Raw genomic sequence first — 26,964 nt, 5'->3', positions numbered from 1 at the left:
TAGCCTACCGACCCCCGGGCCCGCAAAACGGCGCCCGGCGGTCAGTCCAACCAGGCCCGCAACGCGTCCACCGCCCGCCCGCTGTCCGCGTCCACCTGCGACCGGTCACTGGACGTGCCCTCCCAGCCCTGCTCCCAGAGCACGGTCACCACGTCCCCGAGCCGGATCGCCCGGACCAGCCGGACCTCCTCCCCGCCGGCCGGGTCACCCGCCCCTTCGGAGTACGACCGACGCAGCTCGAACAGCACCGACTCGTCGCCGTAGCCGCCCCCGCCGAGCAGCCGGTACCGGGACGTCACCCCCGGGGTGTCCGACGACTGCTGGATCGGGCAGTCCCGCACCGCCGCCCGCAGTTCGCCGAGCGCCTCCCCGGCGTGACCAGACCGGTAGACGGTGATGGTGTGCCGGTAGCTGCCGTCCGGAACGTACCCCTTCGGGGTGTCGGCGTACCGGAAGGCCAGGGCGCGGCCCCGGCGCTGGACGACACCCGAGTCGCCGGGGTGCGCGCCGCAGAGCTGCGGCAGCGTCGGGCCGGCGTCGAACGTCGCCCGGATTCCGGTGTCGTTGGCCGCGGCGAGGGTGAAGAACGCCGCGTCGGGGATCGCGGTCGGCGGTTGGTCGGACGGCGACGTGACGGCCGGGTTGGCCGGGCCGGCCGACGACCGGCCGGCCGAACCGGTGAGCGCGGACGCGGCCGGGACGGAGGTCACCGTCGCCGCCGGCGACACCGCCGGGGCGGGCACCGACACGGCGGTGGTGGTTGGGAAGGCCGGCGGCCCGGCGGGCGGGCCGGGCGCGGCGGTGAGCACGAACCGGGTGCCGGCCGCCGTCCCGCCCACCAGGGCCGCCACGACCAGCACCCCGGCCGCCGCCCGCAGCCGGGCCCGCCGGTCGGCGTACCGACGGACCAGGTCGGGCGAGACCAGGCCGCCCGGGTCGGTGTCCTGCGCCAACGATTGGTAGAAACGGTGCAGCTCACGCGACATCGTTGACCTCCAACTCCTTCGCCGAGACGCCGGGGAGCAGCTCGGCCAGCCGGGACCGCCCCCGGGACAGCCACGACTTCACGGTGCCGCTGGGCACCCGGGCTTCGCGGGCGATCTCCTCCACCGGCATGTCGAACAGGTAGTGCAGGGCCAGCGCCTGACGCTGGTTGGCGGGTAGCTGCCGCAGCGCGGCCACCAGCAGCACGGTGTCCTCGCCGGGTGGCCGCACGTCCTCCGGTGGCCCGGTGCGGCTCAGCGCCGTCCGCCAGCTGCGTAACCGGCGGAACCGGTCGGCGGCCAGCCGGCTGATCACCAGCCGCAGCCACGCCTCCGGCGCGGGGTGCTGCGCCAGCCGGCCCCACTGCCGCCAGGCGCGGGCGTACGCCTCCTGGACGAGGTCCTGCGCCTCACCGTGGTCGCCCGCCACGGCGTGACCGTAGCGCAGGGTCCGCGCCGAGGTGCTCCGGTAGAACTCGTCGAAACTCCGCTCGTCCCTCATGCCCGCACCACGTCCCCCCGTCCCGGCCACTGCACTGGAGACGGTCAGCGGCATCGTGAGGTTGCGGGACAACCGGTCGGAAAAACGACGGGACCCACGATCCCGGTACGGATCGTGGGCCCCGTCGACGCGGGACCAGGCGGGTCAGCCGCCGCCGGACGGCGTCGGTGTGGCGGGCGGGTTACCGCTGGACGTGCCCGCCGGGTTGCCCTGTTGGGCCTGCTGGAAGGCGGTGATCGCCTCGTCCAGCGCCTTCAACGCGCGGCCGTACCGCTCGAAGTCGCCGGACGCCTGCGCGGCCTTGACCTCGGCGATCGCCGCCTGGACCCGTTGTGTGGCGGCGGCCAGGTCGGCGGCGGGAGGTGGGCTGCTCGCCCCGGGCGAGGCCGTCGGCGAGGGGGACGGCGGGGTGCCGCCCGAGGGCGGCGGCGTCTCGCCACCCGGTGGCGGGGTGGTCCCCTGCCCGGCCCGTTTACCCTGCTCGACGAGCTGCTTGATGCCGTCGGTGACGTTGTTGGCCAGCACCACGTACGAGCCGCCGTCGCCGTACGACAGGAGCACCTTCTGCAACAGCGGGTACGCGTCCTGCTGGTTGCTCTTGACGTAGACCGGCTCCACGTAGAGCATCCCGTTGCCGAACGGCAGGGACAGCAGGTTGCCGTACTGCACCTGGGCCTGGTTGGAGGAGAGCAGGTTCAGCTCGGTCCGGATGGTCGCGTTGTTGGTCATCTGCTGGTGCACCTGCACCGGGCCGGAGATCCGGGTCTGGTCGGGCAGTTCCAGCACCTCCAGCTTCGGCTGCCCGTCGACGTACGACCCGGAGATCAGCGCGGCGAGGTTCTGCCTGCCGTTCGGGGTGACCGCCGAGGTGAGCTGGAACCGGGGGGCGTCCTGGTTGGGGAACTGGGTGAACAGGTAGTACGGCGGCTGCTTCTGCCCGCTGTCCGGCGCGTCCGGCACGTTCGGCACCTGCCAGAAGTCCTGGCCGGAGTAGAAGTCGCCGGGGTTGGTGACGTGGAACTTGGTGAGCAGGTTGCGCTGCACCTTGAACATGTCGGCCGGGTAGCGGAAGTGGGCGGCCAGGTCGGCCGGGATGGCGCTCTTGGGCAGCACCAGGTCACCGCCGAACGCCTTGTTCCATGCCTTGAGCACCGGGTCGCCGTCGTCGAACTCGTAGAGCCGGACCGTGCCGTCGTACGCGTCGACGGTGGCCTTCACCGAGTTGCGCATGTAGTTGACGTTCTCCCGGGCGAGCTGGAAGGTGCCCCGGTTGGTCAACTCGTCGGTGGTCTCCTGCTGGAGGTTGATCCGCTCGGCGTACGGGTAGGTCGCGGCCGTGGTGTAGCCGTCGATGATCCACTGGACCTTGCCGCCCACCACCGCCGGGTACGGGTCGCCGTCGAGGGTGAGGAACGGCGCGACCTTCTCCACCCGGTCCCGGGGGTTACGCACGTACAGCAGCTTGGAGTTGTCGTTGACCGCCTCGGAGAGCAGGAAGTTCGTCTCCTGCTCCTTGATCGAGTAGAGCAGCCGGCGGGTGAACGAGCCGATCTCGACGCCGCCCTCACCGGTGTAGGTGTAGTACTGCTCGCCGCCGGTGGTCGGGGTGGGCCGGTCGAACTCGACGTCCTTGTCCGCGCTGGTCTGGCCGACGATGGCGTAGTCGTCGGGCTGCATCCGCTCGCCGTAGTAGATCCGCGGCTGGCTGGCCGGGATCTGCTCGGCCTGCGAGGAGCACGCCTCCTGCGCCTTCTCGCCGAGGAAGCCGGAGACGAAGTACGGCTGCCCGCCGCAGACCACCTGGTTGGCCGGGGCCGCGACCAGTCCGTAGCCGTGGGTGTAGACGGTGTGCCGGTTGATCCAGTTGTTCTGCTGGTCGGTCAGCTCGCCGTAGTTGATCTCGCGGACCCCGACCACGTAGTCGGAGGTCTTGTTCTCCACCGAGTACCTGTCGATGTCCAGCTTGGGGCCGAAGTCGTAGAACCCCCGGACCTGCTGGAGCTGGGTGTACGTCTCGGAGACCAGTTGCGGGTCGAGCAGCCGGACGTTCGGCACCACCGAGGTGTCGGTGGCCAGGCTGGCCGGGGGCACCAGGTTGCTCGCCGCGTACCCCTCGGTCTGCACGTCGGATATGCCGAACGCGGCCCGGGTGGCGTCGATGCTGCGCTGGATGTACGGGGCTTCCTTGTCCCGGGCGCTCGGCTTGACCTCGAAGGTCTGCACCGCCCAGGGGTAGATGCCGCCGATCGCGACGGCGGAGACCCCGAGCAGGGCCAGCGAGATGCCCGGCCAGACCAGGTTCCGCATCACCGCGTTGGAGAACACGATGATGGCGATCGCCACCACCACCGAGATGTACGCCAGGATCTCCTTGGCCGGCAGCAGCGCGTTGACGTCGGCGTAGCCGGCGCCGTACAGCTTGGCGCCCTCGTTGTACTCCAGCAGCATGGCCCGCCGGTCCAGCACGTACGCCACGGCCTTGAGCAGGACGAAGACCGCGACCAGCGTGCTCAGGTGGGCGCGCGCGGAGTTGGTCATCCGGTCGCCGACACCCTGTAGGCGCACCCCGCCGAAGATGTAGTGCACGGCCAGCGCGCCGATCAGCGCCAGCACCACGGCGGTGAAACCGACCCCGAGCAGGTAGCGCCAGAACGGCAGCTGGAAGACGTAGAAGCCGACGTCGATGCCGAACTCCGGGTCCTTGACGCCGAAGTCGCCCCCGTTGCGGAACAGCAGCCACTGGCTCCACCGGCCCTGCGCGGAGAGCCCGGCGAACAGGCCGAGCACCACGGCGGTGAGGCTGATCCAGGTGCCGATGCGCGGGGTGAGCAGCATCCGGTACCGCTCCAGGGTGGCCTGCTCCAGCGAGTGCGGGCGCAGCTTCGGCCGCAGCCGGTACGCCAGCCACAGGTTCCCGCCCACGAACGCGGCCAGGCCGAACCCGACGGCGAGGAAGAGCAGCAGCCGGGTGAGCAGCACACCGGTGAACACCTGGGTGTAGCGGACCTCGTCGAACCACAGCCAGTCGGTCCACGCCTGCACCCCCCAGCCCAGCAGGGTGAACAGGAGGAACACCCCGACCAGGACCCCGATGGTGACGCGTCCGCGCCGACTCATCCTCGGCAGGGGGCTGCTACGCATGGCCACTGTTTGGCTCCGCACGCTCGATGTGATCGGCTCCGGACAGGCACCCAGAGTACGGGGTGTTCCTGAACGTGTCGGGTCAGGTCGTGCCCGGGTCGCCCCGGTGTCCCCGGCGTGGCCCCGCCCTCAGCAGCGGGTCGGTTCCCCACCGGCGCGCAACGTGTCCAACGCGGTCAATGCCTCGTCCAACGAACCGACCTTGAGCATGGGCAGACCGGGTTGCGGGTTGCGGACCGCCTCGGCGCAGTTGTCGGCGGGGACCAGGAACACCTTGGCCCCGGCCTTCTTCGCCCCGACCAGCTTCTGGGCGATGCCGCCGATCGGACCGACCCGACCCTCGTCGTCGATCGTGCCGGTGCCGGCGATGATCTTCCCGCCGGTCAGGTCCTCCGGCTTGAGCTTGTCGATGATGCCGAGGGCGAACATCAGCCCGGCGCTCGGGCCGCCGATGTCCTTCAGGTCGATCTTCAGGGTGAACGGGTGCGGCTGCCGCTGGTCGGGGACCACCCCGATACGCGGGTGGCCGTCGGATTCCCGGCTGGTCACGGTGGCGGTGCCGGCCGCGCCGTCACGGACGTACCCGATGGTCAGCGCGGTGCCGGCGGGCTTGCCCCGGACCAGCTCGACCAGCCGGGACGCCGAGGTGACCTGCGCGCCGTCGACGGTGGTGACCACGTCGCCGGCCTTGAGCGCGCCGGCCGCCGGCCCGTCCGCGGCGACCTCCTTGGCCACCACCTCGACCGGGTAGCCGAGCTTGACCAGCGCGGCGGTCTCGGCGCTGCTCTGCGAGTTCTGGAAGTCCTCCGCGTTGCGCTTCTCGACCTCCTCCTGCGACTCGCCCGGTGGGTAGACCAGTTCCCGGGGGACCACAGCCTCGTCCTTGGACAGCCAGCCGGCGATCGCGGCGCGCAGCTTCACCGTCGGCTGCACCCCGACCGTGGTCATCCGGAGCTGACCGGCGGAGGTGGAGGTCTCCCGGCCGCTGACCTGGATGACCTCCCGGCCGTCGTTGGTGCCCAGGGTGTTCACCGTCGGGCCGGGGCCGAGCACCACGTACGGGATGGGCGCGCCGAGCACGCCGATGCTCAGCAGGGTGGTGAGCAGAGCACCGAGGAGGACGGTCACGCCACGACGTCTCATGCGGCAGAGCGTACCGACCGGTGGCGGTGGGTCCGGCGGGCTGCGGCCGACTTCGCCCTCAGCGCAACGCCAGCTGCGGTTACCAGGGGCGCGGCGCGCGTACCGTAGACGTCGTGCCTGATATTCCGTTCGGTTTCGCGCTCCCGGGTGGGCAACCACCAGACCCCAACGATCCCGCGCAGATGCAGCAGTTCATGTCGCAGTTGCAGCACCTGCTCTCCGCGCCGGGCAGCGGGCCGGTCAACTGGGACCTGGCCCGCCAGGTGGCCGCCAGCCAGCTCGCGGCCACGGGTGACCCGATGGCATCCCCCTACGAACGGCACGCGGTGGAGGAGGCGCTGCGCCTGGCCGACCTCTGGCTGGAGCCGGCCTCGGCCTGGCCGACGGGCATCCGCACCTCCCTGGCCTGGAACCGCAACGAGTGGATCTACAAGACGCTCGACGTCTGGCGCAAGCTCTGCGACCCGGTGGCCAGCCGGATGGTCGGTGCGATGGGCGACCTGGTCCCGCCGGAGGCGCGCGCGCAGCTCGGCCCGATGCAGTCGATGGTCGCCACCCTGGGCGGGGCGCTCTTCGGCGGTCAGCTCGGGCAGGCCCTCGGGCAGCTCGCCGCCGAGGTGCTCTCCGCCGGTGACATCGGCCTGCCGCTCGGCCCGGCCGGCACCGCCGCGCTGATCCCGGCCAACATCCGGGTGTACGGCGAGGGCCTGGAGCTGCCGGAGGACGAGGTACGCCTCTACGTCGCCCTGCGCGAGGCGGCCCACCAGCGGCTCTTCGAGCACGTCCCGTGGCTGCGCGGACACGTGCTGACCGCGGTCGAGAACTACGCGTCCGGCATCCGGGTCAACCGGGAGGCGATCGAGGAGGCGATGGGCCGGGTCGACCCGACCGACCCGGAGTCGATGCAGGCGATCGCCCTGGAAGGGATCTTCACCCCGGAGGACACCCCGGCGCAGAAGGCGTCCCTGGCCCGGCTGGAGACGGTGCTCGCGCTGGTCGAGGGCTGGGTCTGCCACGTGGTGGACAGCGCGGCGACCGACCGGCTGCCCAACGTGGTCCGCCTCGGTGAGGCGTTCCGTCGCCGCCGGGCGGCCGGCGGGCCGGCCGAGCAGACCTTCGCCGCGCTGGTCGGCCTGGAGCTGCGTCCGCGCCGGCTGCGGGAGGCGTCGGCGCTGTGGGCGGCGCTGACCGAGCACCGGGGCATCGCCGGCCGGGACGCCGTCTGGGGCCACCCCGACCTGCTCCCGTCGGACGCCGACTTCGCCGACCCGGTGGCGTTCGCGACCACCTCGACCGACCTCGACGACGAGCTGGCCACGTTCGACTTCACCGCCCCGGGCGGTCCGGAGGAACAGGCGCCGGGCAGCCGGCCCCGCCCCGACGGCACGGACGGCGACACCGACCGGCCCTGACCGCTACCGATCAGCCGCGACACCGGCCGGACCGCCCGACTCCCGGGCGGGCCCGGCCGGTCGCCGTCCGTCGGCCGGCTGCGCTGGTCGGGCCGGCCGCGATGGTCGGGCCGGTCAGGTTCGGTGGCCGGAGAGCAGGGCGCGGGTCGCCTCCCAGCCCTCCACCGCCGGGTCCAGGGCGGCCAGGTCGGCCGGGCCGCGCAGCCGGTGCCAGCCGGGGGTGACCGCCACGTCGGCCGGGGCCGACGCCACGCGCCGCAGGTCCGCCGGCCCGGCGACGTCCAGGTCCAGCGCCGGCAGCCACCCGGGTACGGGCAGCCGGGACGCCACGCCGAGCAGTCCCGGCCCGCCCTCGACGGGGGCGACGGCGACGGGTCGGCTGGTCAGCGGTCGCAGCAGCTTGCCCAGGACGAGCCCCGGCAGGTCGGGGGCGTCGGCGGCGACCACGGCGGCCTGGTCGTACCCGTCGAGGGCGGCCAGCACGGCGGTGACGGTCGGCTCGGGCACCTCGTAGACGGGAGTGTCGGGCCAGCGCACCGCGTCGGCCAGCCAGCGGTCGGCCGGGGTCACCGCGAGCGCGGTCTCCACTTCGGCGAGGGTGGCGAACAGGTCCACCACGTCCTCGGCCAGCGCGGTACGCCAGCGGATCAGCTCGACGCCTGGCGGCGACCAGGCCACCGGAGCGAGCAACGCGACCACCACCCGTCGGACCATTCCCCGACTGTAGTGGGCGGCCCGAGGGTGATCGACTCCTGTGGGCCGGAGTAGCGCCGTCGACGCCGCCCGGACACCGCTACCTGCGCGCAGATGAGTTGATCACCCCGGCAGGGCGCCCGACGGGTGGGCCGGTCAACCGGCGACCGGGACGGCCGAGGCGGCGGCCACGCCCTCCAGGTAGCCCCGGGCCCGTTCGGTCTTCGCGTACCGGCCGACCAGGGCCCAGAAGCGGGCGTTGTGGCTCGGCACGATCAGGTGCGCCAACTCGTGCAGCAACACGTAGTCGAGCACCCAGTCGGGCATCTCCTGAAGCCGGTGCGAGATCCGGATGGTCCGGTCGGCGGGGGTGCAGGAACCCCATCGACCGTTCTGGTTGGTGACCCAGCGGACGCTTGCCGGCAGGGCGTCGCCACCCTGGTCGGCCAGGTAGAGATTGATCAGGCGCAGGGCCCGGTCGAGCAGTTCGGTGTCGTTGCGGGCCAGTCGGCCTTCCCGGGCGGCGAGCCGGGCGAGCATCCGGTCGACCCACTCGCTCTCCTCGGCCCGGGAGAACTGGTCCGGGATGAGCACCACGACCCGCTCGCCGTCCCGGTAGGCGGACACCGTGCGTCGCCGGCGCTGACTGCGCCGTACCTCGACGACTGGCTTCCGCGCCGCCGCCATCAGTGGGCCGCGCAGCCGTGGTTTCCTGCCACGATGGAAAGCTAATGCGTACTGACCAGGGGTCCGCAAGAGTCAACACCCCGACACGCGCCCGGAAAATGGTGGTTAGTAGTAAGGAGTCCGAAAAAAACTGGTGGTGACCATGGAGCCGGACCACCGTCACCCTTCGTGGCGACACCGGAAGCCACCCGCGGGCGCGATCTCCACGGTAGGTGATCGGTCCCGACGGCGTCACCGCACCCCCGTCCGGGGGACCTCCCAGAGGGCTCCACACGGCGTGTCCCCGGCAAACTCACTTATCCCGCCCTTTTCGGGATGCACACTCTCGACGTCGACTTGCTCACAGTGTCGATGCACCGCTGACATGGAACCGCCCAGAGCTGGGTAGGGTCCGCCAACCGGCGGTCACGTGGGTGGCCGCGGAGAAGGACCCGGTGCCGGCGCCCCCCAGGCCCGCCGCCGGGAGCACCGCCGGACCGACGTGCCCGGCGGACGAGACGAGGAGGCTACCGTGGCCGACCAGGCCCAGACCTACAACGGTTACTGCGTGAAGTGCAAGGAGAAGCGGGACTTCGAGGGGCACGTCGAGGTCTCGAAGACCGGGATGAACATGGCCAAGGGCAAGTGTCCGGTGTGCGGCACAACAGTGAACCGCATCCTGGGCAAGGCCAAGGTCTGACACCCGTACGGGTACGGCGCGGGAGGGGCGGCCCGGTGGGCCGCCCCTCCCGCGCCCGCACCCCACCCCGCCCGACCGTGGCAGCCGCCGTCGCCCACCATCCGAGCGGCAGATCTGTCGGCTGCCTGACATAACTCCGCGTGATCTGTGGATAACTCGCGGGATCCTGTGGACAACGCTGGATCTGGCGCTGCACACCTGTGGACAACGAGCGACGCACCGCAGGGACTCGGTCACGATTCGTCGTCATGAGCCCGCCCCACGCCGTGCCCACCCACCCGGTGCCCGACCACGCCGTACCAACCCATGCCGTGCCCTCCCGTACCGCGCTGTTGCGTCCGGCACTGGTGCCGGGCCTGACCCGGCTCTGGCGGGACCGGCACACCCTGCAACTGGGGCTGACGCCCGGCCGGGCCGTCCTGCTGGAGGTGGCCGACTCGCGGGTCACCCGGCTGCTCGACCTGCTCGACGGCACCCGCAGTGAACGTGGCGTGCTGGCGGACGCGGCGAGCGCCCGGGTCGACCCGGGCCAGGCCCGGGGATTGATCGACACCCTGCACGCCGCAGGGCTGGTCGTACCGGCGCACACCCTGCTCCCCCGCGACCTGACCGGCCCGGACCGGAGCCGGCTGGCCGCGGAGGCCGGGGCGCTCGCCCTGGCCGCGCCCGCCCTGCCCGGCACCCCGGCCCAGGTGCTCCGGCGTCGCCGCGCCGCCCGGGTGGTGGTGGCCGGGGCGGGCCGGCTCGGTGCGCCCGTCGCCGTGGCTCTGGCCCAGGCCGGCGTCGGGCAGGTGACGGTCGGGTTGACCGGTCCGGTGCAGCCGGGTGACCTGGTGGGCACCGGGCTGGCCGCCGCCGACGTCGGGCAGCCACTGGCCGATGCCGTCCGGGCCGCCATCGACCGGGCCGCCCCGGGCACCCGCACCCGCCCGGCCGACCGACGCCGGGTCGAGCTGGTGGTGCAACTCGGCACGGACCGTCCGGCGGCCCTGCTCGCCACCGGGTACGCCAGGCGTCGCCAGCCCCACCTGCTGCTCACCCTGCGGGAGGGGACACCTGTGGTCGGCCCCCTGGTCCGGCCGCCGGTGGGGCCCTGCCTGCACTGTCTGGAGCTGCACCGCACCGATCGTGACCCGGGCTGGCCCGGCCTGGCCGCCCAGCTCGCCACCGGTCCGGCGGACCAGTCCTGTGGCACCGCCACCCTGCTCACCGCCGCCGGGTACGCGGTCGCCGAGGCGCTCGCCCAGCTCGACGGCGGCACCCCGGAGACGGTCGGCTGCACGGTGGAGGTCGGACCGGGCGGCCGGTTACGCCGGCGGGCCTGGGCCCCGCACCCGGACTGCTCCTGCTCGGGCCGTTGACGCCGGCCGAACGCCCGCCGGCCACAACCGGGTCCGGTCCGCGGCGTACGCCTCCGGCCGGCCCGTCCGGGGCGCGGTGGGGGCGGCGGACGGGGGTCGCGGGAGCACGGAACGGGGGACGGGGCCACCCAGCCCGGCTTCAGCGCAGCAGCGGGGCCACCAAGTCGGTAACAATGGCCAGGTGACCGACATCCCGCGCCGCGCCGTGTCCCGGACCGCCAAGCTCGCCGCTCTGCCGCTCGGTTTCGCCGGTCGGACCGTCCTCGGGATGGGCAAGCGCGTCACCGGCATCGCCTCCGACGTCATCTCCGCCGAGATCCAGCAGCGCACCGCCGAGCAGCTCTTCAGCGTCCTCGGGCAGCTCAAGGGCGGGGCGATGAAGTTCGGCCAGGCCCTGTCGGTGTTCGAGGCGGCCCTGCCGGACGAGATCGCGGCACCCTACCGGCAGGCGTTGACGAAGCTCCAGGAGGCCGCCCCGCCGCTGCCGGTGGCGAGTGTGCACAAGGTGCTCGCGGAGCAGCTCGGGCCGGACTGGCGGGACCGGTTCGTCGAGTTCGACGACGCGCCGACCGCGGCGGCCAGCATCGGCCAGGTGCACCGGGCGGTGTGGCGGGACCCGGAGACCGGGGTGTCCCGGTCCGCCGCCGTCAAGATCCAGTACCCGGGCGCGGGGGACGCGTTGCTCGCCGACCTCAAGCAGCTCTCCCGGCTGGGCGGGATGTTCCGCGTCATCCAGCCCGGCCTGGACGTCAAGCCGCTCCTGGCCGAGCTGCGGGAACGGATCACCGAGGAGCTGGACTACGAGCTGGAGGCCGAGTCGCAGCGCGCCTTCGCCGCCGCGTACGCCGACGACCCGGAGATCTTCATCCCGGCGGTGCTCTCGTCGTCGCCCCGGGTGCTGGTCACCGAGTGGATCGAGGGGACACCGCTGGCGGACATCATCCGGGAGGGCACCGAGGCGCAGCGCGACACGGCCGGCCGGTTGATGGCGACCCTGCACCTGTCCGCCCCGCCCCGGGCCGGGCTGCTGCACGCCGACCCGCACCCGGGCAACTTCCGGTTGCTGCCGGACGGCCGGCTCGGTGTGATCGACTTCGGCGCGGTGGCCCGGATGCCCGAGGGCACCCCGGAGCCGATCGGCCGGCTGCTCGGGCTGTCGTTGCGCGGCGACGCCGACGCGGTCGTCGCCGGGTTGCGCGAGGAAGGTTTCGTCAACCCGACCGAGCCGATCGACGCGCAGGCGCTGCTGGACTACATCCGTCCGATGCTGGACCCGGTGGCGCAGGAGGAGTTCCGGTTCACCCGGGCCTGGCTGCGCGCCGAGGCGACCCGGCTGGCCAGCCCCAAGTCGCCGGCCTTCCAGTTCAGCCGACAGCTCAACCTGCCGCCGTCGTACCTGCTGATCCACCGGGTGACGCTGGGCTCGATCGGGGTGCTCTGCCAGTTGGAGGCGAAGGCCCCCTACCGGGGGATCCTGGAGCGCTGGCTGCCCGGCTTCGCCCCGGTCGCCTGACCGGCGACGGCCGACCGACACGACGCGGGGGCGGTGACCGTGATCCGGTCACCGCCCCCGCGTATCAGTGGTGGTTTCAGAGAACGCCCAGGTCGCGAGCCGACTGGCTCCGGCTGTCCATCGCGACGGTACGGGCGGAACGGTGCGCCTCAGTGCTCGTGGTGGTACGACCGGCCTGAGGCCGGCGCATTCGAGCCCGGGACAACGCTTCGTGGAGTAGTTGCATCTCGGTTCCGTTCGGCAGGTGCAGCATCGGGGTCAACTTTCTCTGGGCCGACGGATGTCGGCGGTGGGTGGAACGGATCGGGTGGGTCAGGCTGCCAGTCGGACGGCGCTGCGCGAGGTGGCCAGACCACTGGCCGCCAGTCGCGCCTCGGCCTCGACCCGGAGGGCGGCGTCACGGGCGAGGTCCTCCTTGCGCGGACGGCCCCGGGGCCGCTTACGCGGGACGACCGCGCCACGCTCGAAGATCTCGCCGCCCCAGACGCCCCACGGCTCGGCCCGCTCGACCGCCCCGGCCAGGCACTCGACGCGCAGCGGGCAGTCCCCGCAGAGCGACTTGGCCAGCTCCAGGTCGGTGGGCGAGTCGGAGAACCACAGGTCGGGGTCGAACTTCCGACAGGGCAGGTTCGCCTCCAGCTCGACGCTCACGTCGAGGGGGGCCAACGCCAGACTCATCTCCCGGTCACCTCTCTCTCACTTCGATCTCGTGGATCGCATTTCCGACGTACTTCGACGGGCAAAAAACTGAGGCCGCGGATCCCGGTGAGCGGGTTCCGCGGCCTCGAGGTGAGCCGGTGGTCTGAGTGTCAGACCGGTCTACCTCGAGGTGGAACGCCGCGGACATCCATGCGCTTCGTGGCGACATCGATGCCCAGACCCGTGAAGCCACTGGTCCCCTCGACACCCGCAGTCGGCGCAACAGTCAGGTTCAGCTCGGCCTGAACCGAGACCTGGTGCACCTGCGGGATCGACGGTCGCGGAGCGGCAGGGGCCACCCACGCAGCCGACAGCGGAGCGCAGGCAGCTGGCATCGCCGCCGGACGCTCATAAGTGATGATCTCCACGGGTGCCACCTCCCTCACGTTCCTCGTGCCGATTCGGACTCAGCCCCCGTGAGCAGCCGTTATGGCGCTGCTCCTGAGGTGCGTCCTGAGGCTATTCCTCGCCACGGGGCGAGGGCAAACGAATTTACGACGAGATTTCGAGAGTTTTTTCCGGGCCGATCTCGTCGACCGTCGCGCCGGCCACCAACGCCAGCACCGCCTCGCCGTACAGGCCGAGTTTGCGCGGGCCGATGCCGGCGATCGCGATCAGCTCCTCCACCCGGCCCGGTCGCCGTTCGGCCAGCGCGACCAGGGTCGCGTCGGTGAAGACCACGTACGCCGGGACCCGCTGCGCGCCGGCCACCCGGGCCCGCCAGTCGGACAGCCGCTCGTAGAGCTGCTCGTCGATGTCGGACGGGCAGGTGGGGCAACGGCCCAGTTTGCGGTCGGCACCGGCGAGCAGGGTCGCGCCACAGATCCGGCAGGAGACCATCGGGGCCCGCCGCCGCTCGACCGCCCGCTTCGCCGCCCCCGCACCGCCCGACCGGGCCGCACCGGCCCGTTCGCCGCCACCGCTGCGGTCCAGCTGGGGCAGGAACCGCGACGGCCGGCGGGCCCGCCCACCCGGGGAGCGGGCCGACGCGTACGACAGCCAGAGCCACTGCCGGGCCCGGGTGATCCCGACGTAGAGCAGCCGCCGCTCCTCCTCGACCTGCTCCGGGGTGCGGGCGTAGGAGGTGGGCAGGGTGCCCTCGGAGAGCCCGACCAGGAAGACCGCGTCCCACTCCAGCCCCTTGGCCGAGTGCAGGGAGGCCAGGGTCACCCCGTCCACCGTCGGCACGTGCTGCTGGGCGGCCCGCCGGGCCAGCTCGTCGTTGAAGTCGGCCAGGCTGGCCGGGCGCTCCACCGTCGCGGCCTCGCCGATCGGCAGCACCTCGGGGGTGGCCGCGTACTCCTCGGCGAGCTGGACCAGGGCGGCGAGCGCCTCCCAGCGTTCCCGGGCGGCGCCACCGGGCGGGGCGGTGTCGGGCGTCCAACCGACGGCGGTCAGCGCCTCCCGGACGGCGATCGGCAGCGGCGTCTCGCCCGGGATCGAGCGGGTGGCGGCCCGCAGCGCCACCATCGCCTGGCGGACCTCGGCGCGCTCGAAGAACCGTTCCGCCCCCTGCACCACGTACGGGACGCCGACCTCGGTCAACGCCTTCTCGTACGCCTCGGACTGGGCGTTGGTGCGGAACAGCACGGCGATCTCCTTCGCCGGGGTGCCCCCGTCGACCAGCGTCCGGCAGCGGGCCGCCACCGCGGTCGCCTCGGCCGGCTCGTCGGTGAAGATCCGCAGCTCCGGTTCGGGGCCGGGCGGGCGCTGGCCGTGCAGCTCCAGCCGCAGCCGCGCCTCGGTGCCCCGGGCCTGCCCGATCACCGCGTTGGCCAGCCCGACCACCTGCGGGGTGGACCGGTAGTCGCGGACCAGCCGGACCACCGTGGCCGCCCGGTGCCGGCGCGGGAAGTCGATCAGGTACGCCGAGGTGGCCCCGGTGAACGAGTAGATCGTCTGGCTGGCGTCACCGACCACTGTCACGTCGTCCCGGCCGCCCAGCCAGGCGTCGAGCAGCCGCTGCTGGAGCGGGTTGACGTCCTGGTACTCGTCGACGACGAAGTGCCGGTACTGGCCGCGTACCTGCTCGGCGACGTCCGGGTGCTCCTCGATGCCCCACACCGCGGCCCGCAGCATGTCCTCGAAGTCGATCACCCCGGAGGAGCGTTTCAGCCGCTCGTACGCGGTGAACACCTCGGCCACCTTCGCCGGCTCGTACGGCGTCTCGCGCAGCGCCCGGGTTGCGGCGACCACGTACTCCCCCGGCTCGACCAGCGACGACTTGGCCCACTCGATCTCGCCGGCCAGGTCCCGGGCGGCGGCCCGGTCGGCCCGCAGGCCGACCTTGGCGGCGGCCAGGGTGACCACCCGGACCTTGCTGTCCAGCAGCTCCGGCATGGCCCGCCCGGACAGCAGCCGGGGCGCGAAGTAGCGCACCTGGCGCAGCGCCGCCGCGTGGAACGTCCGGGCCTGTACGCCCGGCACCCCGATCAGGGCCAGCCGGTGCCGCATCTCGGCGGCGGCGCGGGCGGTGAAGGTGACCGCGAGCACGTGCCGCCCGGAGATCCCGCCGGTCAGTACCCGGTGGGCGATCCGGGAGGTCACCGCCCGGGTCTTGCCGGTGCCGGCGCCGGCCAGGACGCAGACCGGGCCGGCCGGGGCGGTCACCACCGACCGCTGCTCCGGGTCCAGCCCGGCGAGCACCGTCTCCGCCGCTGAGTGAACCGCCACAGCGAGGAATCATCTCAGCTCCGGCCGGTGTTGCACCGGTTAGCCTGGCCTGACCCGGGCCGGCGCGGTGACCCTTGGAGGATCCGACGATGTTGACCATGTATTCCACCTCGTGGTGCGGCTACTGCCACCGGCTGAAGTCGCAGCTGGACCGGGAAGGCATCGGGTACGAGGTGGTCGACATCGAGCAGGACCCGAAGGCCGCGGAGTTCGTGATGGGCGTCAACGGCGGCAACCAGACCGTGCCGACGCTGCGCTTCGACGACGGCAGCGCCCTGACCAACCCCTCCATCACCCAGGTCAAGCAGCACCTGGCCACGATCGCGGGCTGAGCCCGCCCCGTCTCGGGCAGCGGCCGGCCCACACCGGGGCCGGCCGCTGCGTCGTGTCGTGGGGGTCAGCGCCCGGGCAGCCGGTCGGCGGTCGGGTCGGGCAGCGGACGACGGGGGGCCGGGATGCGGGCCACGGGCGGTGTCGTGGGCGGGACCGGCGGCTTCGGCGGGACCGGTGGGCTGAGCCGACGTCCCCGCCAGAGCCACAGGCCGGCGGCTGTGGTGACCACCCCGACGAGCACGAAGAGCAGCCGGTAGTCGAACACGCCGACGAGCAGCGCCCCGGCCCCGATGGAGACCGCCTGCGGCCCGCTGACCAGCGCCTCGGAGGCGGCGGTGACCCGGCCGAGCAGCCCCGGCGGGGTGCGCCGCTGGACCAGCGTGGTCAGCCCCACCATGGTCAGCGGCAGGGACAGCCCGGCGAGCAGCAGGGCCAGCACGCCGAGCCGGAGGTCCGGCCAGGCCAGGATCAGCGCGGCCGGACCGAACAGGGTCACCCCGACGGCGAGTGCGCCCAGTTCGCCGACCCGGCGCACCACCGTCGACGAGAGCAGGCCGCCCACCAGGCCGCCGATCCCCTGCACGGCGATCAGCACCCCGACGAAGGCGGCGTCACGGCGCAGCCCCTGATCGACGTACGCGAAGATCAGTGATTCGGTGAAGCCCATCACGAGCGAGCCCAGGCCGTAGCCGAGCAGGGCCCGGCGCAGGGCGGCCTCGTGGGTCAGGTGGCGCAGCCCCGCCCCCAGTTCGGCCGGCCAGCGCAGGGCGGCGGCGGCCGGCGGGTGCTCGGTCACCCGGAGCAGCCCCACCACGGCGGCGGCGACCACGAACCCGGTCATCGCCAGGCTGGTCAGCAGCCAGCCGCCGACCGCGGCGTAGAGGGCCGCGCCGGCCAGCGGGCCGCCGAGGCGCAGGCCCTGCCGTACGGTCTGCAACGCCCCGTTCGCGTCGGCCAGCAGCTCGCTCGGCACGAGCTGGCGGAGCAGCCCGCTCAGGGTCGCGTGCAGGGTCAGGTAGGACAGCCCATAGCAGGCGGCCACCACATAGATGACCCAGACGTCGGACCTGTCGTGGACCGCGAAGAGTGGGCTGAGCAGCAGGGCCGTGCCCAGGTTCGCGATCACGAAGAAGGGCCGGCGGCGGTAGCGGTCGACCACCCAGCCGATCAGCGGGGCCAGGATCATCGGCGCGATGATCGCGAAGATGGTCGCGCCGGCCAGCCCGTCGGAGCCGGTCAGGTCCTTGACCCAGATGGCCAGGGCGAGCAGCAGCATCGACTCGGCCGCCATGCTGGCCAGCAGCGCGACGAAGAGCAGACGGAAGTCGGGGCGGCGCAGGACGGTGCGCATGGGTTCCCTCCGGCGGGGGTGGCGTCCGGCTGGACGCGTACGGGGGAACTGCCGCCGGTGGGGACGGCGTCGTCCCGGGCCCGGCTGACACGTTCCACAGTCGTCTTTCTGTCGCAAGACACGCCCTCGCCGGGACCTCCGACGCCGGTCGCGCCGTCCATACTGACCGTGGGGGTCGAGTTTCATACAGTTACCGTCGCGTCTCGTGACGGTCTACGGAATCGAGGACACCGTGCCTCCTGCCGTACCGAGCCCGATCCTGCGTCGCCGCAGGCTCGGCACTGACCTGCGTCGCCTACGCGAGGCGGCGGGACTCACCGGCGACCAGGTGATCGAACGCATCGGCTGGGCGTCGGCGTCGAAGCTGTCCCGGCTGGAGAACGGCCGCAGCCGGCCCGACCCGGAGGACGTCGCCATCCTGCTCGACCTCTACCGGGCCGCCCCCGCCCTGCGGGAGGAGTTGCTGGTCATCACCGAGGAGGCAGGTGACATGCGCGCCTGGCGCAAGTCGTACCCGGTGATGACCCAGCAGCAGCTGGGCTGGGCGGAGCTGGAGGCGGGCTGCGCCCACATCCGCGAGTACAACCCGGTCCTGGTGCCGGGGCTGTTGCAGACCGAGGGGTACGCCCGGCTGCGGATCGTCTCGGCCAACGCCGCCGCCGCGTCGGCCGACCCGTCCGCCGGGGACGACCCGGAGACCGAGGTCAAGGCGCGGTTGGGCCGGCAGTCCCTGCTGGACCGGCCGGACGGTCCCCGCTACACGGCGGTGCTGGAGGAGGCGGCGCTGGGTCGCCGGGCCTGCCCGCCCGACGTGCTGCGGGATCAGCTCGCCCACCTCTGCGAGCTGGCCATGCTGCCGAACGTGACGCTGCACCTGCTGCTGCGCGACACCCGGATCGGCGAGTTCTACCTGCCGCCGACAGCCTTCTCGCTCTACCGGTTCACCGATTCGCAGGACCCGGAGACGCTGGCGATCGAAGGAGGCTTCATCGACGTCATGTCGACCGAGGCATCTACGGTAAATCGCTATAAAGTGGCGTTTGAGTGGCTAAGCTCGGCGGCGCTCTCCGCATCGGACACCCTTTCCTGGCTCTTCACGGCGACGGGACGGCTGACCGACACGGCGGCCTCGTCCTCGACGGTCCCGGGTCCGACAGCAGCGCCGGCCCAACGCCGCCGGCAACCTGGACGCCTGACGGAGCGGTGACACACCGACCCGTCGGGGCCGGGCGACCGCCGCTCGTTTCGTCGAAGCAGTTCCAGGAACCAGGAGCAGAGCCATGAACGAGACCCAGACCGTGCCCGCCGACCTGCGCTGGCACAAGAGCAGCCGTAGCCAGACCTCCAACTGCGTGGAGGTCGCCCGGCTGCGTACCGCGACGACCGAGGTGGCGCTGCGGGACAGCAAGGACCCGGACGGCCCGGTGCTGCTGTTCCCGCGCGCCGGCTGGCTCGGCTTCCTCCGGGGCACCAAGGACGGCCAGTTCGCCCTGGACTGATCCGGTCACCACGACGGGGTCGTCGGCAGCCTGCCGGCGGCCCCGCGTCGTCGCGTCGCCGCACCCGTCCACTCCGCCCGGCCGACCCACCTGAGCAGGCATCGGATGATCGGACAGGACCCCGGCCGAAGGCCCACGTTCGCCTTGCCAGGAGCATCGGCGGGCGTAACATGACGATCCAGTGACGTGGAAGTTCCACAACGTAGCCGGCCACCCGCGCTCCGTCCGGAGACCACCATGCGTTACCTGATCGTCCGTACCGACATCCACACCGCCGCCGACATCGACCTCGCCGCCGCCTGGGCCGGCGGAGGTTGCCTACGCAACGAGACCACCACCCCCGAACCACGCCGACAGACCGTGCACGCCGAGGACCGGGACGCCGCCCTGCTGCTGGCCCGGGCCCTGTCCACCGTGGGTGCGGTCCGCGCCGGCCGGCAGCGGGTCAAGGTGCTGCCGCTCGGCGAACCCGGCCGACGGCACCGGAACCCGCCCGGCTGACCCGCCGTCCGTCGTGGCCGGTCCGGCCCGCCGGGTCGACTCCCCGCCCGGCCACGACGACCCGCGTTCCCGGCCCGGGGCCCGTCGCGGCAACGACGGCCCGGGGCCGGGACCGGTCAGCAGTGGCCGTCGAGCCAGCGGTGGATCAGGAACAACGCGATCGACGACGGCGGCGGCAGGATCACCCGCTCGCCGTCCCCGGCGTCCACCGCCCGGCCGGCCAGCACCGCACCGATCTCCCGCCTGGTGAACCAGCGGGCGTACGCGATCTCCGTCGGGTCGACCCGCACCGGCTCCCGGGGGTCCGCCTCGGCCAGGTAGCCCAACATCAGCGAGCCGGGGAACGGCCAGGCCTGGCTGCCCGCGTACGTGATCCGCCCGACCCCGACGCCGACCTCCTCGCGGACCTCGCGCAGCACGGCCGCCTCGACGGACTCCCCCGGCTCGACGTACCCGGCGAGGCAGGAGAACCGCCGTTGCCCCGGGGTCCGTGGCCAGGTGGCGTTGTTGCCGAGCAGGCAACGCCCGTCCGGGCCGTCCACCCCGTCGTGCACCAGCACGATCATCGCCGGATCGGTACGCGGCCACATCCGGTGGCCGTCCGTGCCCACCCGCGTCCAGCCACCCTCGTCCACCTCCGTCCGGTGTCCGCTGCGGGGTGACCAGCCGTGCCCCAGGTGCCAGTTGACCAGGGCGAGCGCGGTGGTGAAGATCCCCGCGTCCCGGTCGTCGAGCAGGTGGCCGATCTCCCGCAGGTTGGCCTCCCGGGTCCCCGGCAGCTCCGGCAGCGGGGCGTCCACCGCGAAGACCGGCACCCCGTCCGGCTCCACCCCCAGGAAGAGCCGGTACGCCTGCGGAGTCGGGCCGACCTCGGCGGCGTCCCGCAACACCAGCACGGGCGGGTTCGCGTCGGCCCGGACCAGGGCGCGACCGTCCCGGGTCGAATCCAGCACCAGCACCCGGGCCCGCTGCCACGCCTGCGCCAACCACTGCGGGTCGGTACGCCGGTGCGCCGCCCGGTCCAGGGTGGACCGGGCCAGTGGCGGCGCGGTCTCCCCGCTCACGCCGACTCCGTCCGGACCGGGGTGAGGGCGGCCAGCGGACCGGCGATCCGTTCGGCGTCACCGAGCACCACCACCACCGCCCGCGCCGGGGCGAGGTAACGGGCACCCACCTCGGCGACATCGTCGACGGTGACCTTCGCCAGCCGGGCGGCGTGCTCGGCGAGGAAGTCCAACCGCAGCCCGCTACCCGCGTACGCACTGGTCAGCGCGGCCAGCCCGGCCTGGGTGGAGATGCCGAGCTGGAGGGTGCCCAGGGCGTACTGGCGGGCCTGTTCCAACTCGTCGGTCCCGGGCGGCACCGAGGCCAGCCGGCCCAACTCGTACGTGGTCTCCAGCAGGGCCGGCCCGGTCACCTCGGTCGCCACCTCGGCCCCGGCGACCAGCACCGACCCGGCCACCGAATGCTCCACCGAGGAGTGCGGGCCGTAGGTGTAGCCCTTGTCCTCCCGGATGTTCTCCGTCCAGCGGGACGAGAAATAGCCGCCGAAGATCAGGTTCGCCAGTTGCAGCGCGGCATGGTCCGGATGGGTGCGGGGCACCGCCGGCAACGCGATCCGCAGCGAGGACTGCACCGAACCGGGCCGGTCCACCAGCAGCAACGGACCCGGTTCCAGCGGTGGCGCGGGTGGCAGCTCGGCACCCCGGCTGTCCCCGGTCCAGCCGCCCAGCGCCTTCTCCGCCGCGTCCAGCGCCCGCTCCGGTTGCACGTCACCGACCAGCACCAGCACCGCCTCGGCCGGGTGCACCCGCTCGGCGTGCAGCCGGCGCAGCGCCGCCGGCCGGACCGCGCGGACCTGGTCGGGCTCGGGGGTCTGCACCGCGTACGGGTGCCGGCCGTAGATCCGCCGCAGCAGCGCTGTCCGGGCCAGGTGGGCGGGCTGACTCAACGCCACCTGGATGCGGTCCACCAGCCGGTCCCGCTCGGTCTGCACCCAGTCCGCCGGGTAGCTGGCGTCGGTCAGCACGTCGGCCAGGAGCTCCAGCATCCGGTCCAGCCCGGTGACCAGGCCCGCGCCGGACAGCATCAGCCGGTCCGGGTCGGCCCCCGCCGAGAGCCCGCCGCCGACCCGCTGCAACTCGGCGGCGATCTCGGTGGCGGTGCGGGTGCCGGTGCCGGCCAGCACCGTCTCGGCGAGCATCGCGCCCCGGGCCAGGTGGGTACGGCCGAACGGCATCCACAGTCGCAGCTCGACCAGGGGTACGGCGGGCCGGCGTACCGCGATCACGGTGAGCCCGTTGGCGAGCCGCCGCTCGGCCTGCCGGGGCAGCTTGAGCCGCCGGGTCGGCCCCAACGGCGGAAGTGCCCGGGAGTTGACGGTCACTGTGCTGTCTCCGTTCGCGACTGCGGGGCTCGCAAACCCGGCTCACTCCTCGCGCTCACCGGGCACCTCCGGGGATGACCTCGATGGAGGCGCGGCGGTCCGGTCGCAGGGTGGCGGCGGCGGCGCGGACCTGGTCGTCGGTGACCTCGCCGACCAGCCGGGGCAGGTCGTTGAGCAGTCCCGGCTCGCCGCGCTGCTGCTCCAGCACCGCCATCCGCAGCGCCCGGCCGAGCACCGCGTCGGTGTCCCGCAGCAGGTGGGTGGCCATCCGCGCCTGGGTGCGGGCCAGCTCGCCGTCGGTCAGCCCGTCGGTGGCCAGCCGGTCCAGCTCCTCGTCGATCGTGCGCAGCGCCTTGTCCACGTCGCCGCCGGGCGGCAGGTGCGCCTGGAGCAGCAACGCGGTGGGGTCGCGGACGTCGAACGGGTCACCCATGAAACCGAGGTAGCCGCCGAGGCCGGTGACGCTGCGGTCGCGCTGCACCATCCGCTCGACCAGCCGGGAGGCGTCCCCGTCGGTGAGCACCTCGGCGAGCACCACGTAGGGCAGGTAGCCGGCGAAGTCGCCGACCGGGTCGGGCACCCGCCACGCCGAGGCCACCGCCGGCAGCGGCGCCAACTGGTCGGTGTACGCGGTGCGCCGCTCGGCGGTCAGGTCGGGCTCGGTGAAGTCGGGGCGCTGCGGGGCGGGGCGGGCCGGCACGTCGCCGAAGTGCCGTTCGACCAGGGTGGTCGCCTCGGCGACGTCGATGTCCCCGCTGACCGCGAGCACGGCGTTGCCGCTGGCGTAGTAGCGGCGGAAGAAGTCGGCGGCGTCGGCGACGGTGGCGGACTCCAGATCGTCGAAGGAGCCGTAGCCGTCGTGCGCGTTGGGGAAGGTGTCGAACATCACCGGCGGCAGGGTCAGCCAGGGGAACCCTCCGTACGGCCGGTTGAGCACGTTGACCCGGATCTCCTCCTTGACCACGTCGACCTGGTTGCGCAGGTTCTCCTCGGTCAGCCGGGGGCCGCGCATCCGGTCGGCCTCCAGGAACAGCGCCCGTTCCAGGGCGTTGCCGGGCAGCGTCTCGTAGTAGTCGGTGTAGTCCAGGTGGGTGGAGCCGTTGAAGGTGCCGCCGGCACCCTGCACGTGCCGGAAGTGGGCCAGCTTCTCCAGGTTCTCCGAGCCCTGGAACATCAGGTGCTCGAAGAGGTGGGCGAAGCCGGTGCGGCCCTGCGGCTCGGAGCGGATGCCGACGTCGTAGACGACCGCCACACCGATCACCGAGGCGCTGCGGTCCGGGGTGAGCACCACCCGCAGGCCGTTGTCGAGGGTGAACCGCTCGACCGGGTACTTCGTCGCTGGAATTCTCGCTCTCCGGGTCGGCACGTGATCGACCCTAGCGTGTCGCCAGCGGTGACACGGGCGTCCTCGGCCTGCGTCTCAGTGCGGCACCGCGACGCGCAGCGCGGTGACCCGGGGCAGCACCTCCGCGCCGACCCGTTCCGCCTCCTCGCGGTGCGGCCAGCCGGAGAGGATGAACTCGTCGACGCCGCTGCGGGCGTACTCGTCGATCCGGGCGGCGACCTCGGCGTAGCTGCCGACCAGCGCGGTGCCCGCACCCTCGCGGACCAGGCCGATGCCGGCCCACAGGTTCGTCGCGACGGTGAGGCGTCCGCTCCCGCCGCCGTGCAGCGCGGTCATCCGGGCCTGGCCGACGGAGTCCATCCGGCCGAACCGGGCCTGGGCGGCGGCGATCCGCTCCGGGCTCATCCCGGCCCGCAGCCGGTCGGCCTCGGCCCATGCCTCGGCGGCGGTGTGCCGGGCGATGACGTGCAGCCGCAGCCCGGTGCGCAGGGTACGACCGTGTTCGGCGGCACGGGCCCGGACCCGGGCCACCCGGGTGGCGATCGCCGCCGGCGGCTCCCCCCACATCAGGTACGCGTCGGCCTGCCGGGCGGCGACCGCCTCGGCGGCCGGGGACGCGCCACCGAGGTAGACCGGCGGCGGGTCGGCCAGCGGACCGGAGAGCCCGCCGCCGTCGATCCGGTAGTGCTCACCGGCGAAGTCGAACGGGCCGCCGCGCCAGGAGCGACGGAGCACCTCGATGAACTCACCGGTACGGGCGTAGCGGGCGTCGTGGTCGAGGAAGTCGCCGTACGCCCGCTGCTCGGTGGGGTCGCCGCCGGTCACGACGTTCAGCGCGAGCCGCCCGCCGGAGACCGCCTGGAACGCCTCGGCCTGCTGGGCGACCAGGGTGGGCAGGGCGAAGCCGGCGCGGACGGCGACCAGCAGGCCGATCCGCTCGGTGTGCTGGGCGACCGCCGCGCAGACGATCCACGGGTCGGGGCAGCCGGAGCCGACCGGGGTGAGCAGGGCGGTGAATCCGCCCGCCTCGGCGGCCCGGGCCACCTCGGTCAGATATCCGACGGTGGCGGCCCGTGCGTGCCGGGCCGCGCCGGCGGTGACGGTGGCGGCACCGACCTGGTCGCCGTCGCCGGAGGTGGGAAGGAACCAGTGGAAGGTCATCTCGGAGCCCTCTCGCCGTGTCCCGCCCGGTCCATCTCGCCGGGGGCAGATAAACCTATCAAGAAGGTAGGAAAACCAGGAATATTCGAGACCGGATATCCCACGATGCGGACGGTGCTTGACGCCGCCGGACTCCTCACCCACTCTTCCTACCAACTAAATAGGAATACTGCGGATTGGACAGATGATGAGACGGCTCCCCTTCCGTCGGCTGCTCTCCCTCGCCACCCTCGCCGCCGTCGGCGTGGCCACGATGGGAACCACCGCGGCGTGCGGTGACGACGACAGCGCCGGTGGCGGCGACTCCGGTCCGGTCACCCTGCGGCTGGGCTACTTCCCCAACATCACCCACGCTCCAGCAGTGGTGGGGGTGGAGAAGAAGATCTTCGAGGACAAGCTGGGCGATGGCGTCAAGCTGGAGACCAAGACGTTCAACGCCGGCCCGGCCGCCATCGAGGCGATCTTCTCGGGCGCGCTCGACGCCACGTACATCGGTCCGAACCCGACGGTGAACGCGTTCTCCAAGTCCAAGGGCGAGGCCGTCCGGGTCATCTCCGGCGCCGCCTCCGGCGGGGTCGCCCTGGTGGTCAAGCCCGAGATCACCTCGGTCGAGCAGCTGCGCGGCAAGAAGATCGCCACCCCGCAGCTCGGCAACACCCAGGACGTCGCCATCCGCTACTGGCTCAAGGAGAAGGGCCTCAAGACCACCAAGGAGGGCGGCGGCGACGTCAAGATCGTCCCGCAGGAGAACGCCCAGACGGTCGAGACCTTCGCCAGCGGCTCGATCGACGGCGCGTGGGTGCCCGAGCCGTTCGTCTCCCGGCTGGTCAACGCCGGCGGCAAGGTCCTCGTCGACGAGCGGGACCTCTGGCCGGACAAGAAGTTCGTCATCACCAACCTGATCGTCTCCACCAAGTTCCTCAAGGCCCACCCGGAGGCGGTGAAGAAGCTGGTCGAGGGGCAGGTCGCGGCGAACGACTTCGTCAACACCAAGCCGGACGAGGCCCAGCAGGCCATCTCCGACCACATCGGCAAGATCACCGGCAAGCCGCTGGACCTGAAGCTGATCAAGCAGGCGTGGCCCACCCTGCTGTTCACCAACGACCCGATCGCGTCCTCGCTCAAGACCGGGCTCGACCACGCCGTCGCGGTCGAACTGACCCAGCCGGTCGACCTGAACGGCCTCTACGACCTGAAGTACCTCAACGAGGTGCTCAAGACGCAGGGCCAGGCCGAGGTCACCCAGCCGTGACGTCGACCACGACGCCGCCGCCGAGCGCGACCACCGCGGTCGCGCTCGCCGGTGTGACCAAGGTGTACGGGCGCGGGACGAACGCCGTCCTCGCCCTGGACGGGGTCAGCCTCGACGTCCGGCCCGGGGAGTTCGTCTGCCTCGTCGGCGCGTCCGGCTGCGGCAAGAGCACGTTGCTCAACCTCGTCGCCGGGCTGGACCGGGCGCAGGGCGGCACGATCACGGTGGCCGACGACGCCCACCCCGGCCTGATGTTCCAGGAGCCGGCGCTGTTCCCCTGGCTGACCGTCGAGGCCAACGTCGAGGTGCCGTTGAAGCTGCGCGGGCTGCCGCGGGCCGAGCGCCGGGAACGGGTGGCGGAGCTGCTGAGCACCGTCCACCTGTCCGACTTCGGCCGCAAACGGCCGCACCAGCTCTCCGGCGGTATGCGGCAGCGGGTCGCCCTGGCCCGCACCCTCGCCCTGGACACCCCGGTGCTGCTGATGGACGAGCCGTTCGGTGCGCTCGACGCGATGACCCGGGACATCCTGCACGACGAGCTGGAACGGATCTGGGCGGAACGGCAGCTCACCGTGCTGTTCGTGACGCACAACGTCCGGGAGGCGGCCCGGCTGGCCGACCGGATCATCCTGCTCAGCAGCCGACCCGGACGGATCATCTGGTCCACCGAGGTGAACGTCCCCCGGCCCCGGCGCATCGACTCCCCCGAGGTCGCCTCGATCGCCTCCGAGGTCACCGACCGACTCCGTACGGAGGTGGGCCGCCATGGCAAATGACACCCTGACCGGCGCGGCCCGCACCGACGCGGAGATCTCCGGGCTGGACGCGCTGGAGATCGCCGGCCAGGAGAAGGAGGTCTCCCGGGGTGCCCGGCTCTGGGCGTCCACCTGGCCCAAGCTCGCCGCGCTCGCCATCGCCGTCGGGCTGTGGCAGCTGGTGGTCTGGAGCGGGTGGAAGCCGCCGTACTCGCTGCCCGGCCCGGTCACCGTGGCCGAGGAACTGGTCAGGCAGGCCGGTGGCCGGCAACTCTGGGACGGACTCGCCACCACGCTGCAACGGGCGGCGCTCGGCTACCTCTTCTCCGTCGCGGTCGGCCTCCTGGTCGGCCTGGCGGTGGCCCGGTTCACGGTGCTCCGGGCGGCGATCGGCTCGATGATCACCGCATTGCAGACGATGCCGTCGATCGCCTGGTTCCCGCTGGCCATCCTGCTGTTCGAGCTGAGCGAGAAAGCGATCTTCTTCGTGGTGGTGCTCGGTGCCGCGCCGTCCATCGCCAACGGGGTGATCAGTGGGGTCGACTACGTGCCGCCGCTGCTGGTCCGGGCCGGGCGCAACCTCGGCGCCCGGGGGCTGAACCTCTACCGGTACGTCATCGCGCCGGCCGCGCTGCCCGCCATCGTCGCCGGGCTCAAGCAGGGCTGGGCCTTCTCCTGGCGCAGCCTGATGGCCGGTGAGCTGCTGGTGGTCGGCATCTCGCAGACGTCCCTGGGGGCCCAGCTCACCTACTCCCGGGAGCTGTCCGACGCGCCCTGGCTGCTCGCCACGATGATCGTCATCCTGGTGGTCGGGCTGGTGGTCGACGCCGCCTTCGGGGCGGCCGACCGGGCGATCCGCCGCCGCTGGGGCGTGCTGGACCAGGCTGGTCAGTGA

At 72.7% G+C, this 26,964-nt stretch carries 25 protein-coding genes; 11 read left to right on the top strand and 14 right to left on the bottom strand.

The annotated features are described in order from the left end of the window. Positions 1-41: 41 nt before the first annotated feature. The 4 genes from ACWCHM_RS01275 to ACWCHM_RS01260 all read right to left on the bottom strand — a co-directional run bounded on the left by ACWCHM_RS01275 (position 42) and on the right by ACWCHM_RS01260 (position 5,769). A complete protein-coding gene (locus tag ACWCHM_RS01275; RefSeq protein ID WP_454221291.1) occupies positions 42-986 on the bottom strand; it encodes a hypothetical protein in 945 nt (314 codons plus the stop codon). Continuing rightward, a complete protein-coding gene (locus ACWCHM_RS01270; RefSeq protein WP_204957865.1) occupies positions 976-1,485 on the bottom strand; it encodes a SigE family RNA polymerase sigma factor in 510 nt (169 codons plus the stop codon). The genes ACWCHM_RS01275 and ACWCHM_RS01270 overlap by 11 nt, the downstream gene beginning before the upstream one ends. Before the next feature lie 144 nt (positions 1,486-1,629). Then, on the bottom strand, positions 1,630-4,626 hold the full coding sequence (locus ACWCHM_RS01265; protein ID WP_204957864.1) for a UPF0182 family membrane protein: 2,997 nt from the start codon (positions 4,624-4,626) through the stop codon (positions 1,630-1,632). 129 nt (positions 4,627-4,755) lie between these two features. Continuing rightward, complete coding sequence (locus ACWCHM_RS01260) at positions 4,756-5,769, bottom strand: YlbL family protein (protein ID WP_204957863.1); 1,014 nt, start codon at positions 5,767-5,769, stop codon at positions 4,756-4,758. A gap of 182 nt (positions 5,770-5,951) precedes the next feature. On the opposite strand from ACWCHM_RS01260, the gene ACWCHM_RS01255 reads away from it, so the two are divergent. After that, the gene (locus ACWCHM_RS01255; RefSeq protein WP_204958197.1) at positions 5,952-7,181 is read left to right on the top strand and encodes a zinc-dependent metalloprotease; all 1,230 of its coding nucleotides are present in this window, start codon (positions 5,952-5,954) and stop codon (positions 7,179-7,181) included. A gap of 114 nt (positions 7,182-7,295) precedes the next feature. On the opposite strand, the gene ACWCHM_RS01250 is transcribed toward ACWCHM_RS01255, so the two are convergent. Both ACWCHM_RS01250 and ACWCHM_RS01245 read right to left on the bottom strand, forming a co-directional pair. Continuing rightward, a complete protein-coding gene (locus ACWCHM_RS01250) occupies positions 7,296-7,895 on the bottom strand; it encodes a hypothetical protein (protein ID WP_204957862.1) in 600 nt (199 codons plus the stop codon). A gap of 135 nt (positions 7,896-8,030) precedes the next feature. Continuing rightward, complete coding sequence (locus ACWCHM_RS01245; RefSeq protein ID WP_204957861.1) at positions 8,031-8,561, bottom strand: M48 metallopeptidase family protein; 531 nt, start codon at positions 8,559-8,561, stop codon at positions 8,031-8,033. Positions 8,562-9,072: 511 nt separating this feature from the next. Between ACWCHM_RS01245 and ACWCHM_RS01240 the strand changes: the two genes are divergently transcribed. The 3 genes from ACWCHM_RS01240 to ACWCHM_RS01230 all read left to right on the top strand — a co-directional run bounded on the left by ACWCHM_RS01240 (position 9,073) and on the right by ACWCHM_RS01230 (position 12,114). Further along, the gene (locus ACWCHM_RS01240; protein WP_007464795.1) at positions 9,073-9,240 is read left to right on the top strand and encodes a DUF5679 domain-containing protein; all 168 of its coding nucleotides are present in this window, start codon (positions 9,073-9,075) and stop codon (positions 9,238-9,240) included. A 248-nt stretch (positions 9,241-9,488) separates the two neighbouring features. Next, positions 9,489-10,601 (top strand): ThiF family adenylyltransferase, encoded by a 1,113-nt coding sequence (locus ACWCHM_RS01235; protein WP_421490135.1) that lies wholly within the window; start codon positions 9,489-9,491, stop codon positions 10,599-10,601. Positions 10,602-10,782: 181 nt separating this feature from the next. Further along, entirely contained in the window at positions 10,783-12,114 is a 1,332-nt protein-coding gene (locus ACWCHM_RS01230; protein WP_454221290.1) for an ABC1 kinase family protein, read from the top strand. A gap of 312 nt (positions 12,115-12,426) precedes the next feature. Here the strand turns inward: ACWCHM_RS01230 and ACWCHM_RS01225 are convergent, their stop codons facing one another. From ACWCHM_RS01225 to ACWCHM_RS01215, 3 genes are all read right to left on the bottom strand, one after another. After that, positions 12,427-12,792 (bottom strand): WhiB family transcriptional regulator, encoded by a 366-nt coding sequence (locus tag ACWCHM_RS01225; RefSeq protein ID WP_204926781.1) that lies wholly within the window; start codon positions 12,790-12,792, stop codon positions 12,427-12,429. Positions 12,793-12,923: 131 nt separating this feature from the next. Further along, complete coding sequence (locus ACWCHM_RS01220; RefSeq protein ID WP_204957857.1) at positions 12,924-13,181, bottom strand: hypothetical protein; 258 nt, start codon at positions 13,179-13,181, stop codon at positions 12,924-12,926. A 124-nt stretch (positions 13,182-13,305) separates the two neighbouring features. Further along, complete coding sequence (locus ACWCHM_RS01215; RefSeq protein WP_454221289.1) at positions 13,306-15,486, bottom strand: ATP-dependent DNA helicase UvrD2; 2,181 nt, start codon at positions 15,484-15,486, stop codon at positions 13,306-13,308. Between the two features lie 89 nt (positions 15,487-15,575). Between ACWCHM_RS01215 and ACWCHM_RS01210 the strand changes: the two genes are divergently transcribed. Continuing rightward, positions 15,576-15,818 carry a mycoredoxin gene (locus tag ACWCHM_RS01210; RefSeq protein WP_204957855.1) on the top strand — a complete coding sequence of 81 codons (243 nt, stop codon included), beginning with the start codon at positions 15,576-15,578 and terminating at the stop codon, positions 15,816-15,818. A 65-nt stretch (positions 15,819-15,883) separates the two neighbouring features. Here ACWCHM_RS01210 and ACWCHM_RS01205 read toward each other — a convergent pair whose 3' ends face one another. After that, positions 15,884-17,170 (bottom strand): MFS transporter, encoded by a 1,287-nt coding sequence (locus tag ACWCHM_RS01205; protein ID WP_204957854.1) that lies wholly within the window; start codon positions 17,168-17,170, stop codon positions 15,884-15,886. 232 nt (positions 17,171-17,402) lie between these two features. Between ACWCHM_RS01205 and ACWCHM_RS01200 the strand changes: the two genes are divergently transcribed. The 3 genes from ACWCHM_RS01200 to ACWCHM_RS01190 all read left to right on the top strand — a co-directional run bounded on the left by ACWCHM_RS01200 (position 17,403) and on the right by ACWCHM_RS01190 (position 19,170). Beyond that, entirely contained in the window at positions 17,403-18,377 is a 975-nt protein-coding gene (locus ACWCHM_RS01200; RefSeq protein WP_204958196.1) for a helix-turn-helix domain-containing protein, read from the top strand. A 73-nt stretch (positions 18,378-18,450) separates the two neighbouring features. Continuing rightward, entirely contained in the window at positions 18,451-18,669 is a 219-nt protein-coding gene (locus tag ACWCHM_RS01195; protein WP_204957853.1) for a DUF397 domain-containing protein, read from the top strand. A 237-nt stretch (positions 18,670-18,906) separates the two neighbouring features. Further along, positions 18,907-19,170, top strand: coding sequence for a hypothetical protein (locus tag ACWCHM_RS01190; protein WP_454221288.1), 264 nt, complete (start codon positions 18,907-18,909; stop codon positions 19,168-19,170). 116 nt (positions 19,171-19,286) lie between these two features. Here the strand turns inward: ACWCHM_RS01190 and nudC are convergent, their stop codons facing one another. Genes nudC through ACWCHM_RS01170 form a run of 4 tightly spaced genes read right to left on the bottom strand, consistent with a single transcriptional unit; the run spans position 19,287 to position 24,062 of the window. Beyond that, positions 19,287-20,234 carry an NAD(+) diphosphatase gene (nudC, locus tag ACWCHM_RS01185; RefSeq protein WP_204957851.1) on the bottom strand — a complete coding sequence of 316 codons (948 nt, stop codon included), beginning with the start codon at positions 20,232-20,234 and terminating at the stop codon, positions 19,287-19,289. Beyond that, entirely contained in the window at positions 20,231-21,556 is a 1,326-nt protein-coding gene (locus tag ACWCHM_RS01180; protein WP_454221287.1) for a M16 family metallopeptidase, read from the bottom strand. The genes nudC and ACWCHM_RS01180 overlap by 4 nt, the downstream gene beginning before the upstream one ends. Before the next feature lie 55 nt (positions 21,557-21,611). Then, positions 21,612-22,922 (bottom strand): M16 family metallopeptidase, encoded by a 1,311-nt coding sequence (locus tag ACWCHM_RS01175; RefSeq protein ID WP_454221286.1) that lies wholly within the window; start codon positions 22,920-22,922, stop codon positions 21,612-21,614. Positions 22,923-22,976: 54 nt separating this feature from the next. Further along, positions 22,977-24,062 carry an LLM class flavin-dependent oxidoreductase gene (locus ACWCHM_RS01170; protein WP_204957848.1) on the bottom strand — a complete coding sequence of 362 codons (1,086 nt, stop codon included), beginning with the start codon at positions 24,060-24,062 and terminating at the stop codon, positions 22,977-22,979. A gap of 187 nt (positions 24,063-24,249) precedes the next feature. Here ACWCHM_RS01170 and ACWCHM_RS01165 point away from each other — a divergent pair, with 187 nt between their 5' ends. Genes ACWCHM_RS01165 through ACWCHM_RS01155 form a run of 3 tightly spaced genes read left to right on the top strand, consistent with a single transcriptional unit; the run spans position 24,250 to position 26,964 of the window. Further along, a complete protein-coding gene (locus ACWCHM_RS01165) occupies positions 24,250-25,314 on the top strand; it encodes an ABC transporter substrate-binding protein (protein ID WP_204957847.1) in 1,065 nt (354 codons plus the stop codon). Further along, a complete protein-coding gene (locus ACWCHM_RS01160; protein ID WP_204957846.1) occupies positions 25,311-26,090 on the top strand; it encodes an ABC transporter ATP-binding protein in 780 nt (259 codons plus the stop codon). Before ACWCHM_RS01165 ends, ACWCHM_RS01160 begins: the two co-directional genes overlap by 4 nt. Continuing rightward, a complete protein-coding gene (locus tag ACWCHM_RS01155) occupies positions 26,080-26,964 on the top strand; it encodes an ABC transporter permease (RefSeq protein ID WP_281894393.1) in 885 nt (294 codons plus the stop codon). Before ACWCHM_RS01160 ends, ACWCHM_RS01155 begins: the two co-directional genes overlap by 11 nt.

The sequence above is a fragment of the Micromonospora sp. SCSIO 07396 genome (assembly GCF_053667945.1).
This window is presented reverse-complemented; position numbering and strand designations above follow the sequence as displayed.

Excerpts from the sequence above, each read along its gene's own strand:
- ACWCHM_RS01275 (WP_454221291.1), bottom strand. The coding sequence starts at position 986 with ATGTCGCGTGAGCTGCACCGTTTCTACCAATCGTTGGCGCAGGACACC.
- ACWCHM_RS01270 (WP_204957865.1), bottom strand. The coding sequence starts at position 1,485 with ATGAGGGACGAGCGGAGTTTCGACGAGTTCTACCGGAGCACCTCGGCG.
- ACWCHM_RS01265 (WP_204957864.1), bottom strand. The coding sequence starts at position 4,626 with ATGCGTAGCAGCCCCCTGCCGAGGATGAGTCGGCGCGGACGCGTCACC.
- ACWCHM_RS01260 (WP_204957863.1), bottom strand. The coding sequence starts at position 5,769 with ATGAGACGTCGTGGCGTGACCGTCCTCCTCGGTGCTCTGCTCACCACC.
- ACWCHM_RS01255 (WP_204958197.1), top strand. The coding sequence starts at position 5,952 with ATGCAGCAGTTCATGTCGCAGTTGCAGCACCTGCTCTCCGCGCCGGGC.
- ACWCHM_RS01250 (WP_204957862.1), bottom strand. The coding sequence starts at position 7,895 with ATGGTCCGACGGGTGGTGGTCGCGTTGCTCGCTCCGGTGGCCTGGTCG.
- ACWCHM_RS01245 (WP_204957861.1), bottom strand. The coding sequence starts at position 8,561 with ATGGCGGCGGCGCGGAAGCCAGTCGTCGAGGTACGGCGCAGTCAGCGC.
- ACWCHM_RS01235 (WP_421490135.1), top strand. The coding sequence starts at position 9,489 with ATGAGCCCGCCCCACGCCGTGCCCACCCACCCGGTGCCCGACCACGCC.
- ACWCHM_RS01225 (WP_204926781.1), bottom strand. The coding sequence starts at position 12,792 with ATGAGTCTGGCGTTGGCCCCCCTCGACGTGAGCGTCGAGCTGGAGGCG.
- ACWCHM_RS01210 (WP_204957855.1), top strand. The coding sequence starts at position 15,576 with ATGTTGACCATGTATTCCACCTCGTGGTGCGGCTACTGCCACCGGCTG.
- ACWCHM_RS01205 (WP_204957854.1), bottom strand. The coding sequence starts at position 17,170 with ATGCGCACCGTCCTGCGCCGCCCCGACTTCCGTCTGCTCTTCGTCGCG.
- ACWCHM_RS01195 (WP_204957853.1), top strand. The coding sequence starts at position 18,451 with ATGAACGAGACCCAGACCGTGCCCGCCGACCTGCGCTGGCACAAGAGC.
- ACWCHM_RS01190 (WP_454221288.1), top strand. The coding sequence starts at position 18,907 with ATGCGTTACCTGATCGTCCGTACCGACATCCACACCGCCGCCGACATC.
- ACWCHM_RS01170 (WP_204957848.1), bottom strand. The coding sequence starts at position 24,062 with ATGACCTTCCACTGGTTCCTTCCCACCTCCGGCGACGGCGACCAGGTC.
- ACWCHM_RS01165 (WP_204957847.1), top strand. The coding sequence starts at position 24,250 with ATGAGACGGCTCCCCTTCCGTCGGCTGCTCTCCCTCGCCACCCTCGCC.
- ACWCHM_RS01155 (WP_281894393.1), top strand. The coding sequence starts at position 26,080 with ATGGCAAATGACACCCTGACCGGCGCGGCCCGCACCGACGCGGAGATC.